The organism is uncultured Pseudokineococcus sp., from assembly GCF_947499845.1.
In the GTDB taxonomy this organism is placed as follows: Bacteria; Actinomycetota; Actinomycetes; order Actinomycetales; family Quadrisphaeraceae; genus Pseudokineococcus.
In genome coordinates this window covers 1-13049 of sequence record NZ_CANMPM010000016.1, presented here as the reverse complement: position 1 = coordinate 13049, position 13049 = coordinate 1, and the positions used below count along the sequence as shown (strand labels likewise).

The following is a 13049-nucleotide window of genomic DNA, read 5'->3' as shown; positions in this document are numbered from 1 at the left end:
CACTTCGTCAGAAGACCCCGCCGATGGCGGGGCGGCCGCGCGGACGCCGAACCCTGCCACCGCCGCGGCGCGCGACCTGAGCACAGGAGGACTCGGCAGGGGCGGAGGAACCAGGCGCGCCGGGCCCAGCGGGAGCTGGGTCCTCGGGGTGAAGCCGCAGCAGCGGCCGGGCATCTCTGGAGCCCGAACCCGACAGGTCACCCCCCGCAGGCGGTACCCGGAGGAAACCCCCATGAGCTCTGCCCTGCCCAGCACCGTCCTGCGCGCGCCCGCGCGCATGCTGCTCGTCCTCGTCGCCTCGCTGGCGCTCCTCGCCGGCTTCTCGGCCGGCCCTGCGGCCTCGAGCGCCGAGGCCGCCACCACGGCCGGCGGGAAGGCGGTCGCCGCGGCGGCCACCCGCGCCGGCATGCCCTACGTCTACGGCGCCACCGGCCCCACCCGCTTCGACTGCTCCGGCCTCACCCAGTGGTCGTACCGGCAGGCCGGCCGCACGCTGCCGCGCACCGCGGCCCAGCAGCGGGCGGCGATCCCCAAGATCCCGACGAAGTCGCTCCAGCCCGGCGACCTCGTCTTCTTCCACAGCTCGAGCGGCTCCGTCTACCACGTGGGCATCTACGCCGGGAACTGGCAGATCTGGGACGCCCCGAAGCCGGGTCGCGTCGTCTCCAAGCGCACGATCTGGGCGACGAGCGGCGTCACCTGGGGCCGCGTCGCCTGAGCGGCCTCGACCCCGAGCGACGGAGCCCGCGACCGAGAGGTCGCGGGCTCCGTCGCGTCGCGAGCCCGTGGGCGGCGCGGGGAGCCGGCGGCTCGGCAGCGGGAGACCGGTCCCGGCGCGGCCGCGGGGCGCACCCCTGACGCACGACGAAGGCGGCCACCCTCGAGGGGGGCCGCCTTCGTCGATGCGCTGCTCGTGGTGGCCAGAGGCGGGGTCGAACCGCCGACCTTCCGATTTTCAGTCGGACGCTCTACCAACTGAGCTATCTGGCCCTGCGCGGCAGCGCCGGCGCCCACCGGGTGGGACGGGCTGACCGGGTGCTGCTGGCGACCCCGACGGGACTCGAACCCGCGACCTCCGCCGTGACAGGGCGGCGCGCTAACCAACTGCGCTACGGGGCCTCTGGGTGAGGCCGTGGTGCTGCGCCCCGAGCGGGGCGGTGGTGCGACGTGCGTGCCCCCAACGGGATTCGAACCCGTGCTGCCGCTGTGAAAGAGCGGTGTCCTGGGCCGCTAGACGATGAGGGCCGTGCCCCCACGCCCGGCGAGCCCGGGGCGTCCTCCGGCGGCGTGCCGCGTTCGGACGTGCAGGAGCATAGGGGACCGGGCGCCCCTTCTCCAAAGCGGCCCCCGGGCGGCCCCCGACGGGCCCCGGCGGCGGTGCGGACGAGTCCCGGCGGCGGGCCCGGCGGCGGGCCCACGAGCGAGCCCCCGAGCGAGCCCCCGAGCGGTCCGGTGGCAGGCTCGGCCCGTGCTGGAGATGGGTGACGAGGAGTTCGAGGCCGCCGTCGGTGACGGCCTCGACCGCATCCCCCCGGAGCTGGCGGCGGCGATGAGCAACGTCGTCGTCCTCGTGGCCGACGAGCCGGACGAGGAGCAGCTGGCCGAGGCCCGCGCCGCCGGGGACCTCGACCCGGACGACCCGGCGGCGACGCTGCTCGGTCTCTACGAGGGCACGCCCCTCACCGAGCGCGACGGCTGGTGGGACGCCGGCTCCCTGCCCGACCGGATCACCGTCTTCAAGGGGCCGCTGCTGCGGCTCTGCGACGACGTCGACGACCTCGTGGAGGAGGTCGCCGTCACCGTCGTGCACGAGGTGGCGCACCACTTCGGGATCGACGACGAGCGCCTGCACGAGCTGGGCTGGGGCTGACGCCGCCGCCGGCCCGGCCCGCTCAGGCGGCGGCGCGCTCGCGCGACCGGCGCCCCTGGCGGGCGGCGCGGCGGTCGGACACCGGCTCGTCGTGCAGGAGGGCGAGGACGGCCGCCTCGACGTCGCCGTGCGTGGCCGGCTCGCCGGGCTCGACGTCGCCGCCGAGCAGCCCCAGGGCGTTCTCGATCGTCACGCCGTCCTCGAAGAGGTCCACGACGCGCGGGTCGACGTAGCTGGTGCGGGCGACCGTCGGGGTGTTGCCGAGGTACATGGAGACCTCCTGCATCGCCCGGCTGACGGCCCGCTTGCGCGCCGTCGCCGACGTCGCCGCGTTGGTCGAGACGGCGAGGGCGACGGCGGCGAGCACGGTGGCGTGCCAGGTGCGGAAGTCCTTGGCCGAGACGTCGCCGCCGACGACCTCCTTGACGTAGGCGTTGATCTCGGTGCTCGTGATGTCGTGCCAGCCGGCGCGGTCCTTCCACGCCAGGAGGTCGTCCGTGCGCGGCCCCCGGCGCCGGCGCAGCGTCTGGACGGCGTCGATGACGTCGGCGTCGGCGACGGCGATGTGCCGGTCCTTGCCGGACTTGGCGACGTAGTCGAAGACGATCCTGTCGCCCTCGACGCCCACGTGCTGCTTCTCGATGGTGGCGAGGCCGAAGCTGCCGTTGGCCTCGGCGTAGCTCTCGCCGCCGATGCGGAAGAAGCCGAGGTCGAGGAGCCGGAAGGCGGTGGCGAGGGCCCTCTCTCGGGGCATGCCCGGCTGGCGCAGCTCCCGTGCGACCCGCTCGCGCGCGGCGGGCAGGCGCTCGGCGACCTCGAGGACCCGGTCGTGCTTGGCGCGGTCGCGCTGGCGGCGCCACTCGTCGTGGTAGCGGTACTGGCGGCGCCCGGCGGCGTCGGTGCCGACGACCTGGATGTGGCCGTTGGGCCACGGGCAGATCCACACGTCCGTCCACGCGGGCGGGATGACGAGCTCCTCGCAGCGCGCCCGCGCGTCGGGGGCGAGCGGCTCGCCCAGCGCGTCGAGGTACCGGAAGCCCTTCCCGTGCTTCACGCGGGTCCACCCCGGGTCGTTGGGGGAGGACGTGCGCAGGCGCGGCATGCCCCGATGGTCGGGCGGCGCCGGTCGGCGCGCGAGCCGGCGCGGTCCCGGATGCTGGACCTGAAGTGAGTCGGTCGGAATGGTGCATACGCTGGCGGGGTTGCTGGAGCCGCTCGCAGAGCCCGCCGCCCGGCAGGCTCCGCCGCCCGTCGACCCGAGGGACGCCCGCCCATGAACGCCGTTCCCCCCGCCGCCACCGGCGCGCCGGCGCGCCCGGCCCGTCCCGCCCGCGCCGCCCGGCCCCAGGGCCAGTGGGCGGTCGACGGCACGGCGCCGCTGAACCACAACGAGCAGTTCAAGCAGGACGACCCCGCGCTGAACGTGCGCCGGCGGGTCGAGGAGGTCTACGCGAAGGAGGGCTTCGCGAGCATCGACCCCGACGACCTGCGCGGCCGGCTGCGCTGGTGGGGCCTCTACACCCAGCGCAAGCCCGGCATCGACGGCGGGCGGACGGCGCAGCTCGAGCCGCACGAGCTCGAGGACGAGTACTTCATGATGCGCGTGCGCGTGGACGGCGGGGCGCTCACCACCGAGCAGCTGCGCGTCGTCGCCGGCGTCTCGACGGAGTTCGCCCGGGGCACCGCCGACATCAGCGACCGGCAGAACGTCCAGCTGCACTGGGTGCGCATCGAGGACGTGCCGGAGATCTGGCGCCGCCTGGAGGCCGTCGGGCTCTGGACGACCGAGGCGTGCGGCGACTGCCCGCGCGTCATCCTCGGCTCGCCGGTGGCGGGCGTGGCGGCCGACGAGCTGCTCGACCCGACGCCGCAGATCGAGGAGATCCAGCGCCGCTGGATCGGCGACCCCGAGCTGGCCAACCTGCCCCGCAAGTTCAAGTCGGCGATCACCGGCCACCCGAGCCAGGACGTCGTGCACGAGATCAACGACGTGTCCTTCGTCGCCGTCGAGCACCCCGAGCTCGGCCTCGGGTACGACCTCTTCGTCGGCGGCGGCCTCTCGACGACGGCGCGGCTAGCCTCGCGGCTCGGGGCCTTCGTGCGCCCCGACGAGGTGCCCGAGGTGTGGCACGCCGTCGTCCAGGTCTTCCGCGACTACGGCTACCGCCGCCTGCGCAACAAGGCGCGCCTGAAGTTCCTCCTCGCGGACTGGGGCGCCGAGCGCTTCCGCCAGGTGCTGCAGGACGAGTACCTCCACCGCGCGCTGCCCGACGGCCCGCCGCCGCCCCCGCCCGTCGGCAGCGGCGACCACGTCGGCGTCCACCCGCAGAAGGACGGGCGCCGCTACGTCGGCGTCGCCCCGTCGGTCGGCCGGGTCAGCGGCGAGGTCCTCGCCGGCGTCGCGGACCTCGCCGAGGCGCACGGCAGCCACCGGGTCCGCCTCACCCCGCACCAGAAGCTCGTCGTCCTCGACGTGCCCGCCGACGAGGTCGAGGAGGTCGTGGACGGGCTCGCCGCCCTGGGCCTCGAGGCGCGGCCGGACCTCTTCCGCCGCACGACGATGGCGTGCACGGGCATCGAGTACTGCAAGCTCGCCATCGTCGAGACGAAGGCCACGGCGACGCGCGCGGCCGCCGAGCTCGACGAGCGCCTCGCCGACGTGCAGGCGGGCCTGCCGGCGCCGGTGCGCCTGCACGTCAACGGCTGCCCCAACTCCTGCGCGCGCATCCAGACCGCCGACATCGGCCTCAAGGGCCAGCTCGTCGCGGGCGACGACGGCGAGCAGGTGCCAGGCTTCCAGGTGCACCTCGGGGGCGGGCTCGCCTCCGCGGACCGGGAGGAGGCCGGGCTGGGACGCACCGTGCGCGGCCTCAAGGTCACCGCGGACGACCTCGTCGACTACGTCGAGCGGGTCGTCCGGCGCTACGACGCGGGCCGCGACGGCGACGAGACCTTCGCGACGTGGGCCCACCGGGTCGACGAGGAGGAGCTGCGATGACCGCGCAGGGCGTCGAGAGGAGCACCGACCGGGGCGTGGCGCGGCCGCGCCGCCACGGCGCAGCGCCCGGCGACGCCTCCGGCGTCGGGTCCGGGCCGAGCACGGACCCGGACGTCGCCCCCGCCACCGAGCAGGTCGCCCACGAGCAGGCACCTGCGGGCGGGCCGGCGCGGCGGCGCACCCGCACGGAGTCCGAGCTGCGGGCCCTGGCCGAGGAGGGGCAGCGCCGCTTCGGCGACGCGCGAGGCGTCGACGGCGCCCTCGCGGTGCTCACCTGGGTCGCCGAGGAGCTGGGCGACGGCGTCGCGGTGGCCTCCTCGATGGCCAACGCCGTCCTCCCGCACCTGGCGTCGCGCGCCCGTCCCGGCGTGGACGTGCTGTTCCTCGAGACGGGCTACCACTTCGCCGAGACCCTCGGCACGCGCGACGCGGTGGCGCAGACGATGGACGTCCGGGTCGTCGACGTCCGGGCCGCCCTCACGGTGCCCGAGCAGGACGCCCGCTACGGCGCGCGGCTGCACGACCGCGACCCGGGGCTGTGCTGCGCGATGCGCAAGGTGGAGCCGCTGCGGGCGGCGCTCGCGGGCTACGACGCCTGGGTCACGGGCGTGCGGCGCGAGGAGGCCTCCACGCGCACCGGGGCGCCGGTCGTCCAGTTCGACGAGAAGCACGGGCTCGTCAAGGTGAACCCGATCGCGGCGTGGTCGTGGGACGAGCTCGTCGGCTACGCCGAGGAGCACGGCGTCCTGCTCAACCCGCTGCTGCTCGACGGGTTCCCCTCGATCGGCTGCGCCCCGTGCACCCAGCGGGTCGAGCCCGGGGCCGACCCGCGGTCGGGCCGCTGGGCCGGGCTCGGCAAGACCGAGTGCGGGATCCACACCTGAGCCGCCCGCAGCACGGGCCCCGGCTGGCACGCTCCGGCGCGTGAGCGACCTCCTCCCGCTGTCCCTGCGCGTCGGGGGCCGCCGCGTCGTCGTCGTGGGCGGCGGCGCGGTGGCCGCGCGCAGCGTCGACGGGCTGCTCGCGGCGGGCGCCGACGTCGTCGTCGTCGCCCCGGAGGTCGTGCCCGGCCTCGCGGCGCTGGCCGGCGCGGGGCGCGTGCGCCTCGAGCGCCGGCCCTACGTCGAGGGCGACCTCGACGGCGCCTGGCTCGCGTTCACGGCGACCGGCCTGCCGGCCGTGGACGCGGCCGTCTCGGCCGAGGCGGAGCGCCGCCGCACGTGGTGCGTGGACCGCGGGGACGCGGATCGCGCCACGGCGTGGACGCCGTCGGTGGCGCGCGTCGACGACGTCGTCGTGGCCGTGAGCGCCGGCCGCGACCCCCGGCGGGCGGTGCGGCTGCGCGACGGCGTCGCGGCGGCCCTGCAGGCCGGTGACCTGCCGCTGCGCCGGTCGCCGGGGCGGTCGGGGGCGCGGTCGGGGGCGCGGTCGGGGTCGGGGTCTGGGGGAGCCGGGCGGGTCGCGCTCGTCGGCGGGGGGCCGGGCGACCCGGGCCTGCTCACGGCCCGCGGGCGACGGCTGCTGGCCGAGGCGGACGTCGTCGTCGTCGACCGCCTGGGCCCCCGGTCGGTGCTCGAGGAGCTCGACGACGACGTGCTCGTCGTCGACGTCGGCAAGACGCCGGGGAACCACCCGGTGCCCCAGGAGCGCATCAACGAGGTCCTCGTCGAGCACGGGCTCGCCGGGCGGGCGGTCGTGCGGCTCAAGGGCGGCGACCCCTACGTCTTCGGCCGCGGCGGGGAGGAGCTGGCGGCGTGCCGCGCCGCCGGGCTCGAGGTCGAGGTCGTCCCGGGGGTCACGTCGGCGGTGTCGGTGCCCGCGGCCGCCGGCATCCCCGTGACGCACCGCGGCGTCGCCCGCGGCTTCACGGTGCTCACCGGCCACGAGGACCTCGCCGCGACGCCGGCCCTGCTGGCGGGCGTGCCGGTGGAGGCGCACACCGTGGTCCTGCTCATGGGCGTCAGCGCGCTCGCGGCGTCGGCCCGCGCGCTCGTGGCCACGGGGCGCCCGCCGACGACCCCGGCCGCCGTCGTCGAGGACGGGTACGGGCCGCGCCAGCGCACGACCCTCGGGACCCTCGCGACGATCGCCGACCTCGCGGCCGAGCGGGGCGTGCGCGCCCCGGCGGTGGTCGTCGTCGGCGACGTCGTGCGCCTGGCCCCGGGGTGGGGCGCCGTCGCCGAGGCCCAGCACGGCACGCAGTCCGGGTCGCTGCCCGGCTCGCAGCCCGGCTGAGCGGGGGGCCGATCGGCCCGGTCGGACCGGTCAGTCCGCGTAGGCGGGGGCGTCGGCGCGCCAGTACCCGCAGAAGTACACGTCGTCCTTGCCGAGGCCGCGCTCGCGCACGAGGTGGCGGCGGACGGAGGTCGCCAGGGCGGCCTCCCCGGCGACCCACGCGTAGACGCCCGCGGTCGGCAGCGAGCGCGCCGCGACGTCCTCGAGCAGGGAGCCCGCGTCGCCCGCGACCCGCCAGGACACCTCGACGCCGTCGCGCACGGGCAGGTCGGGGGCGTCCTGCGCGGTGGGCACCTCGACGAGGACCGTCGCCGTCGTCCCGGACGGCAGCGCGGCGAGGATGCCGGCGGCCGCGGGCACGCCCGTCGCGTCGGCGACGAGGAGCACGTGCCCCGTGCCGGCCGGGGGCGCGAAGCACGTGTCCTGCACGATGACGCCCACCTCGTCGCCGGGCGCGGCCCGCAGCGCCCAGGTGCTCGCCGGGCCGGTCTCGCCGTGGGCCACGAGGTCGACGTCGAGCTCGCCGTCCGCGGGGCGCGCGTCGCGGACCGTGTAGTTGCGCAGCACGGGGCGCTCGTCGGCCGGCATGGCCTGCATCTCCGGCCACCACCGCTCCGTCTCGGGCAGCCGCGGGCGCTCCTGGCCGGGGCGGGGCAGCAGGAGCCGGAAGTACTGGTCGGCGCCCAGCGCGGGCGCCGCGCGCAGGTCCTCCCCGGCGAGCGTGACCCGGACGACCGACGGCGTGACGCGGCGGACGGCGCTGACCCGGACCGGCACGGCGACGGCCGCGAGCCGCTCGCGCACGGGGCGGCGGCGCGCCGTCCCGGCCCGGCCGGCGGCCTGCGCCGTCGCGACCCGCTCCCGGTGCGGCGCGGCCTGCGCCGGTGCGGAGGCGGGGCGGGCCTCGGTCGTGGTGGTCATGAAGCTCCTCGGGTCCGGCGCGGGAGGCCGGCGGTGGGGGCCCACCCGCGACGACCGCAGGTGAGGCTTGCCTTCCCTACGGTACGTCCCTCCGGCGGTGCTGTCAGCCCCGGGGTGCCCGCGCGCGGCCCGCGCGCTCGAGGGACCCGTCAGCCCGCCGGCAGGAGGAGCGCGCCGCTGGCGGCTCCGCGCGCCGTCCGGCCGGCGACGAGCGCCCAGGCCAGGAGGAGCAGCGAGAAGAGGCCCACGGCGAGCGCGGCCGCGGCGGTCGAGCCCGTGGCGGCGGCCAGGCCGCTCGCGCCGGTGACGCACGTGCCGACGGGGAAGGTGAAGCTCCACCACGTCAGCGAGAAGCGCAGGCCGCGGCGGGCGGCGTGCGCCGTCATCGCCGCCGCGAGGAAGAGGAGCAGGCCGCCGAAGCCGACCATCGCGGCGGCGTAGGCGACGCCGAGGACGTGCACGACCCGCGCGGCGTCCGAGCCCGCGCCCGCCACCGCGGCGGTCGCGCCGCCGAGGAGCACCGCCGCGGTGGCCGACTGCCCGACGACGCCGAGGGTGATCCACGTCGTCGGCGCCGCCTGCACGGGCAGCGGGCCGCCCGTGAGGAGCCGCCCGTGGACGAGCGTCGCCGTCATGAGCCCCGCGAGCAGGCCCAGCCCGAAGAGGGCCGCGCACGCCAGCAGCAGCGCGAGCCGCAGCTGGCCGGCCGGCACCTCGGGCACGAGCAGCGCGCCCGTCGACGCCGACACCATCGGCGGGACCACCGGCATCATCCACGCGGGCAGCGGCTCGCCGGCCCGCTCGCCCGCCGCGGCGGCGTCCCCCGCGCGGGTGGCGGTGCGGAAGGGCACCCACACGGCCGTCGCCACGCCCAGCGTCGTCCCGAGCACCCAGAGGACGGCGAAGACGGCGACGCCCGCGGCCTCGCCGAGGAGCCGCTCGCCGACGAGGTGCGCGCCCGCGCCCGTCGTCAGCAGCGCCATCGCCGGGGCGCCGTAGAAGCCGGCCATGACGGGGTGGCGCGCGTAGCCGGCGGCGAGCGCCCGGTGGCGCCGCCAGTGCAGCGCGAAGGCGACGGCCAGGACGACGAGGAGCGTCGCGGCGAGCAGCCAGGCGACGAGCGCGACGGCGTCGAGGACCACCCCCTGCAGGGGCAGCGACGACGCGGCGACGGCGACGACGCCCGTGCCCATGACGGAGGCGAACCAGTTGGGCGTGACGTGCTCGAGCGCCTGCCCCGGGTGCTCGAGCGCGGGCAGCAGGCGGCGCGGCGCCGGCGGCGTCGCGGGAGGGGCGGGGGCGGGAGCGGGGGGAGCGGCGGGCACGTCGTCGACCCTGCGCCGCGTCGCGCCGGGCCGGTAGCCCCCAGCGCGGCGTGGACCCACATCCCCCGGTTGTGGCTGGCGGGCGTCGGTGCGACGCTCGGGCGTGCTCGGCGACCGCGTGCCCGACCTGCGGGCCCTCCAGCTGCTCGTCGCGGTGCGCGACCTCGGGTCGCTGGGGGCGGCGGGCGCCGCCTGCGGCACCACCCAGCAGGCCGCCTCGGCGCGGCTGCGCTCGACCGAGGCGCTCGTCGGCGTCCCGCTCGTCCTGCGCGGGGCCCGCGGCTCGCGGCTGACCCCCGCCGGCGAGCTCGTGGCGCGGTGGGCCGACGCCGTGCTCGACGCCGCCGCCCACCTCGACGCGGCGGCGACGGCGCTGCGCCAGGACGCCGCCACCCACCTGCGCCTGGCCGCCTCGCTCACGGCCGCCGAGCACCTCGTGCCGCGCTGGCTCGCCGAGGCGGCCCGGCGCGAGCGGGATGCGGGTCGCGCCCCGGCCCAGGTGGCGCTGCGGACGACGAACAGCGAGGAGGTCGCCGCGCTCGTGCGGGCCGGTGAGGTCGACCTCGGCTTCGTGGAGGGCCCGGAGGCCCCCGAGGGGCTCGCCGCGCGCGCCGTCGCGGCCGACCGGCTCGTCGTCGTCGTCGCGCCGGAGCACCCGTGGGCGCGGCGCCGCAGCGGCATCGCCGCGGCCGAGCTCGCCGCGACGCCGCTCGTGAGCCGGGAGAGCGGCTCGGGCACCCGGTCGGCGCTGCGCCGGGCCCTCGCCGCGGCCCTGCCCGCGGGGCACGACGTCGCCGAGCCCGCGCTCGTCCTCGCCAGCGCGGCCGCGGTGCGGGCCTCCGTCGTCGCGGGCGTCGCACCCGGGGCGCTGAGCAGCCTCGACGTCGCCGACGAGCTGGCCCTCGGCCGCCTCGTCGCCGTCCCCGTGCGCGGCGTCGACCTGCGGCGCACGCTGCGCGCGGTCTGGCGCGGCGGCGCGACGCCCCCGGCGGGCGCCGCCCGCGACCTGCTGGCGCTCGCCTCGGCGGACGGTCCCGCCGCCTGAGCTCCGCCGTCCCCGCGCGCGGCACCGCCGGCGGGCGCGGCCCACGGCCGGTCGCTCCTCCTCGACGGGCGGACGTCGCCGGGGGCCTGCGCCGCGTCGCCGCGAGTACCGTCGGTCGTACGGGGCTCGGGGGGGTGGGTCAGGCATGGGCGGACGACGCGAGGACGCGCCGCGCGCGCCGACGTCGTCGACCAGGCGCACCTTCCCCCCGCGCATCGAGGCGGTGCGCGGAGCCCGCAGCCTCGTCGAGGGCGCGCTGGTGGCCGTCGGCCTGGGGCACCTGGCCACGACGCGGGGCTCCTGGTCTCCGAGCTGGCGGGCAACGCCGTCCTGCACGCCCGGACGAGCTTCGAGGTCGCCGTGCACCCGGCCGAGGCCGGGGCGCGGGTCGAGGTGTCCGACGGGTCCGGCGTCCTGCCGATCTCCACCGCCCCCAGCGCGACCGCGACGACGGGGCGGGGCCTGCTCCTGGTGCGCAGGCTCTCCTCCGGCTGGGGGGCTCGGGAGACGGGCGACGGCAAGGTCGTGTGGTTCGAGGTGGACGGGCGGGCCGTCGACGACGCCGACCTCAGCGTGGAGGACCTCCTGGCGGCGTGGGACGACGAGGGCCCGGCCGCCGAGGCGCCGGGCGGTGGGGCCGTCGCCGTCGGGGGCGCCGTGGACGAGGAGGACGTCGTCGTGGTGCCCGATGTGCCGGCCCGGGAGCTGCTGGCGGCCAAGGAGCACATGGACGACCTCCTGCGCGAGCTCCAGCTCGTGCTGCTGGACGTGGGGGGCCGGGACGGGACGCGAGCGCCCTCGGTGCAGCGGACGGACGACGTCGTCAGGGTCGCCGCCGGCCTCGACGCGGCGGCCAGGGCCTTCGACGGCGTCCGGCGCCAGGTCCGCGAGCGGGTCAGCCGCTCGGTCGTCGCCGGTGAGGAGCGCGTCTCCCTGCACCTGCGGGTCGGGCCCGGCGTCGTCGCCGACGCGGTCGCCTACGGGGCCGCGGTGAGGGCCGCCGAGGTCCTGGCGGCGGCCGGGGGGCTGCTGACGACCGCCGGTCTCGAGCGCCACGCCGTCGTCCGTCGCCGGTACCTCGACCAGCTCGTCCGCGCGGCCGGCGCGCGCTGAGGAGGTCCCGGTCCCGGTCCCCGGGGGCCCCGGCGGGTGGGCGCGGCGGCGGGTGGGGGATGCTCGTCGCGCCGGGCGGGCGTCCGGCGCCGCGCGCCCGCGCGGTCCCGACCCACACGGAGGTCGCCGTGCGCGCACCCGCCCTGGCGCTCGCCGCTCTGCTGGTCCTCGCGACCGCCGGCTGCGGCGACGACGCGTCGGAGCCGGCGGGCGCGCCGGCCGCAGCCCCGTCGTCCGCCCCGTCGTCCGCGTCGTCGTCCGCCCCGTCCGGCGGGTCGTCCTCCGAGGGCGGTGCGGCGACGGCGGACGCGTCCGTCCCCGTCCTGCGTGCGTCGGTCGGCACCCCGGACGACCCCGAGGCGTACGTCATCTCCCTCGTCGACGCGGACGGCCAGGAGGTCACCGAGCTGCCGGCGGGCGACTACGTCGTCGAGGTGGACGACCCGGCGACCTCGCACAACGTCCACCTCGAGGGTCCCGGCGTCGACGAGTCGACGACGGTCCCGGAGACCACGACGACGCAGTGGCGGGTCTCCCTCCAGCCCGGCGACTACGTCTACCGCTGCGACCCCCACCCGAGCATGGTCGGGGAGCTCACCGTCACCGACGTCTGAGCCGACGTCCCGCACCCCGCTCCGCTGATCAGCGCCGCATGAGCGAGCCCGACGCGCGCCCGGCGCACCGGTCCCCGTCCCTGCTCCTGGGGGTCCTGCTCGGCGGGTCCGCCGGCACGGCGCTGCGCTGGGCCGCGGGGCGGGCCCTCCCGCACGAGGCCAGCGGCTGGCCGTGGGGGACGCTGCTCGTCAACGCCGTCGGCGCCCTCCTGCTGGGGGCCCTGCTCGAGGCGCTGGTGCGCGCCGGGCCCGACGTCGGGCGCCGGCGCGCCCTGCGCGTCGTCCTGGGCTCCGGCCTGCTCGGCGGGCTCACGACGACGAGCGCGCTGGCGCTCGAGACGGTGCGGCTGGGTGAGGCGGGCGCCCCCGCGCTCGCCGTCGCCTACGCGGCGACGACGCTCGTCGTGGGCGTCGCGGCCGCCGCCGCGGGCGTCGCGCTGGTCGCCCGGTGGCCCCGGGGGCGGCGCTCGTGAGCGGGGCGGTCGTCGTGCTCGTCGCCCTCGCCGGCGGGGTGGGCGCCGTCGTGCGCGTCGTCGTGGACGGCGAGGTGCGCACCCGGCTCGGCGGCCGGCTGCCGTGGGGGACCGCGGTCGTCAACGTGCTCGGCTCGCTGCTCATCGGTCTCGTCACCGGGCTGCTGGGCGGGCCCGCCGCGCCCGCGTCCGACGCCGCCGCGGCGGCCGTGCTCGCCACCGGCGTCTGCGGCGGCTTCACCACCTTCGGCACCGCCGTCGTCGAGGTGCTGCGCCTGCTCGAGCAGCGCCGCGTCGGTGCCGCCGCCGCGGCGGCCGCCGCCACCGTCGTCGTCAGCACCCTCGCGGCCGCGCTCGGACTGGTCCTCGGCCGCGCCCTCTGAGCCCTGATCCACCGATAGGTCGCGGTGCCTGGTCGGTGGCGGGCCTGGAGTCGTCGTCGGGCGGGTGGGCGT

General features: G+C 78.2%; 13 protein-coding genes, 3 tRNA genes and 1 riboswitch. Of the genes, 10 read left to right on the top strand and 6 right to left on the bottom strand.

Annotation, left to right across the window (positions count from 1 at the left end; translation table 11 throughout):
• Nucleotides 1-130 precede the first annotated feature (130 nt).
• Nucleotides 131-202: riboswitch (cyclic di-AMP (ydaO/yuaA leader) on the top strand.
• 30 nt (nt 203-232) lie between these two features.
• Nucleotides 233-718 (top strand): C40 family peptidase, encoded by a 486-nt coding sequence (locus Q0789_RS13440; protein WP_298806035.1) that lies wholly within the window; start codon nt 233-235, stop codon nt 716-718.
• 196 nt (nt 719-914) lie between these two features.
• On the opposite strand, the gene Q0789_RS13435 is transcribed toward Q0789_RS13440, so the two are convergent.
• From Q0789_RS13435 to Q0789_RS13425, 3 genes are all read right to left on the bottom strand, one after another.
• A tRNA-Phe gene (locus Q0789_RS13435) sits at nt 915-990 on the bottom strand.
• 52 nt (nt 991-1042) lie between these two features.
• Nucleotides 1043-1119 (bottom strand) — tRNA-Asp (locus Q0789_RS13430).
• A 53-nt stretch (nt 1120-1172) separates the two neighbouring features.
• Nucleotides 1173-1245 (bottom strand) — tRNA-Glu (locus Q0789_RS13425).
• A 232-nt stretch (nt 1246-1477) separates the two neighbouring features.
• Here Q0789_RS13425 and Q0789_RS13420 point away from each other — a divergent pair.
• Nucleotides 1478-1870 carry a metallopeptidase family protein gene (locus Q0789_RS13420; RefSeq protein ID WP_298806143.1) on the top strand — a complete coding sequence of 131 codons (393 nt, stop codon included), beginning with the start codon at nt 1478-1480 and terminating at the stop codon, nt 1868-1870.
• A 22-nt stretch (nt 1871-1892) separates the two neighbouring features.
• Here the strand turns inward: Q0789_RS13420 and Q0789_RS13415 are convergent, their stop codons facing one another.
• Complete coding sequence (locus Q0789_RS13415; protein ID WP_298806032.1) at nt 1893-2972, bottom strand: DNA topoisomerase IB; 1080 nt, start codon at nt 2970-2972, stop codon at nt 1893-1895.
• A 171-nt stretch (nt 2973-3143) separates the two neighbouring features.
• On the opposite strand from Q0789_RS13415, the gene Q0789_RS13410 reads away from it, so the two are divergent.
• Genes Q0789_RS13410 through cobA form a run of 3 tightly spaced genes read left to right on the top strand, consistent with a single transcriptional unit; the run spans nt 3144 to nt 7103 of the window.
• A complete protein-coding gene (locus Q0789_RS13410) occupies nt 3144-4868 on the top strand; it encodes a nitrite/sulfite reductase (RefSeq protein ID WP_298806030.1) in 1725 nt (574 codons plus the stop codon).
• Nucleotides 4865-5752, top strand: a complete 888-nt coding sequence (locus Q0789_RS13405; RefSeq protein ID WP_298806028.1) for a phosphoadenylyl-sulfate reductase — start codon at nt 4865-4867, stop codon at nt 5750-5752. The genes Q0789_RS13410 and Q0789_RS13405 overlap by 4 nt, the downstream gene beginning before the upstream one ends.
• A gap of 40 nt (nt 5753-5792) precedes the next feature.
• Nucleotides 5793-7103 carry a uroporphyrinogen-III C-methyltransferase gene (cobA, locus tag Q0789_RS13400; protein WP_298806026.1) on the top strand — a complete coding sequence of 437 codons (1311 nt, stop codon included), beginning with the start codon at nt 5793-5795 and terminating at the stop codon, nt 7101-7103.
• 30 nt (nt 7104-7133) lie between these two features.
• Here the strand turns inward: cobA and Q0789_RS13395 are convergent, their stop codons facing one another.
• Nucleotides 7134-8024 (bottom strand): siderophore-interacting protein, encoded by an 891-nt coding sequence (locus Q0789_RS13395; RefSeq protein WP_298806024.1) that lies wholly within the window; start codon nt 8022-8024, stop codon nt 7134-7136.
• A 149-nt stretch (nt 8025-8173) separates the two neighbouring features.
• Nucleotides 8174-9349 (bottom strand): hypothetical protein, encoded by a 1176-nt coding sequence (locus Q0789_RS13390; protein ID WP_298806022.1) that lies wholly within the window; start codon nt 9347-9349, stop codon nt 8174-8176.
• Between the two features lie 103 nt (nt 9350-9452).
• Here Q0789_RS13390 and Q0789_RS13385 point away from each other — a divergent pair, with 103 nt between their 5' ends.
• The 5 genes from Q0789_RS13385 to Q0789_RS13365 all read left to right on the top strand — a co-directional run bounded on the left by Q0789_RS13385 (nt 9453) and on the right by Q0789_RS13365 (nt 12977).
• On the top strand, nt 9453-10394 hold the full coding sequence (locus Q0789_RS13385) for a LysR family transcriptional regulator (RefSeq protein WP_298806020.1): 942 nt from the start codon (nt 9453-9455) through the stop codon (nt 10392-10394).
• 360 nt (nt 10395-10754) lie between these two features.
• Nucleotides 10755-11507 carry a hypothetical protein gene (locus Q0789_RS13380; protein WP_298806018.1) on the top strand — a complete coding sequence of 251 codons (753 nt, stop codon included), beginning with the start codon at nt 10755-10757 and terminating at the stop codon, nt 11505-11507.
• A gap of 128 nt (nt 11508-11635) precedes the next feature.
• A complete protein-coding gene (locus tag Q0789_RS13375) occupies nt 11636-12121 on the top strand; it encodes a hypothetical protein (protein ID WP_298806016.1) in 486 nt (161 codons plus the stop codon).
• A 38-nt stretch (nt 12122-12159) separates the two neighbouring features.
• The gene (locus Q0789_RS13370) at nt 12160-12594 is read left to right on the top strand and encodes a CrcB family protein (RefSeq protein ID WP_298806014.1); all 435 of its coding nucleotides are present in this window, start codon (nt 12160-12162) and stop codon (nt 12592-12594) included.
• A complete protein-coding gene (locus tag Q0789_RS13365) occupies nt 12591-12977 on the top strand; it encodes a CrcB family protein (RefSeq protein ID WP_298806012.1) in 387 nt (128 codons plus the stop codon). Before Q0789_RS13370 ends, Q0789_RS13365 begins: the two co-directional genes overlap by 4 nt.
• The last annotated feature ends 72 nt before the right edge of the window (nt 12978-13049 follow it).